The sequence below is a fragment of the Vibrio sp. 1402 genome (assembly GCF_033340275.1).
On record NZ_JAWOWE010000098.1, the window covers coordinates 1 to 1,026 of the forward strand.

The 1,026-nt window shown below is 45.7% G+C and carries 2 protein-coding genes; both read left to right on the forward strand.

Going from position 1 to position 1,026, the window contains the following annotated elements; all coding sequences use genetic code 11:
• Nucleotides 1-745 (forward strand): tRNA pseudouridine(55) synthase TruB (truB, locus tag R7044_RS24385; protein ID WP_225455896.1); only part of this gene is annotated, 745 nt, incomplete at its 5' end.
• Between the two features lie 150 nt (nucleotides 746-895).
• The coding region (locus R7044_RS24390; RefSeq protein WP_225455897.1) for a 30S ribosomal protein S15 at nucleotides 896-1,026 on the forward strand (131 nt) is incomplete at its 3' end.

A 1,026-nucleotide genomic window follows, 5' to 3' on the forward strand; every position in this document is an offset into this window, starting at 1 on the left:
CCTACTGGATTCAGACAAACGCTATCGCGTGATCGCGAAACTTGGCGAACGTACTAACACTTCAGACTCTGATGGTGAAGTGGTTGAAACGCGTCCAGTAGATGTGACTCTCGAGAAACTAGAAGCGTGTATTGAGAAGTTCCGTGGCGAATCTGACCAAGTGCCTTCGATGTTTTCTGCTTTGAAATACCAAGGCAAACCTCTGTACGAGTACGCTCGTAAAGGTATCGAAGTTCCTCGTGAGTCTCGTAAAATCACCGTTTACGAAATCGTTCTTCACCGTTTTGAAGGTGATGAAGTTGAGATGGAGGTGCACTGTTCAAAAGGCACTTACATTCGTACTATCGTCGATGACTTGGGCGAAATGCTCGGTTGTGGTGCTCACGTAACTATGCTGCGCCGCACAGCTGTAGCCAAGTACCCTTACGAGAAAATGGTGACTCTTGAGCAGCTTAATGAGCTACTTGAGCAAGCTCATCGTGAAGAAATCGCTCCTCGCGAGTTGCTCGATCCACTGCTTATGCCAATGGACACTGCAGTTGAAGACTTACCAGAAGTAAACCTAATTCCTGAATTAGCAGATATGGTTCAGCATGGCCAACCGGTTCAAGTATTAGGTGCACCAGAGCAGGGGTCTCTGCGCCTGACTATGGGCGAAGAGCGTTTGTTCATCGGTGTTGGTGAAATGAACGATGATGGTAAGATCGCACCAAAACGTTTAGTCGTTTTCCGCGACGAAGAGTAATCTCTATCTCACTTGAAAAATACCGGCATTTAAGCCGGTATTTTTATATTGCGCCTATAAGCAAACTTCCTTATAATTCGCGCTTCTCGTGTCGGCTGAATCAGAGATTGGCTGGCACAAACATTAACTTACTCTTATTAGGAGAGAATTATGTCTCTGAATGCAGAAACTAAAGCAGCAATCGTTGCAGAATACGCACAATCTGAAGGCGACACTGGTTCACCAGAAGTTCAAGTAGCTCTACTTACAGCTTCTATCAACCACCTACAAGGTCACTTCAA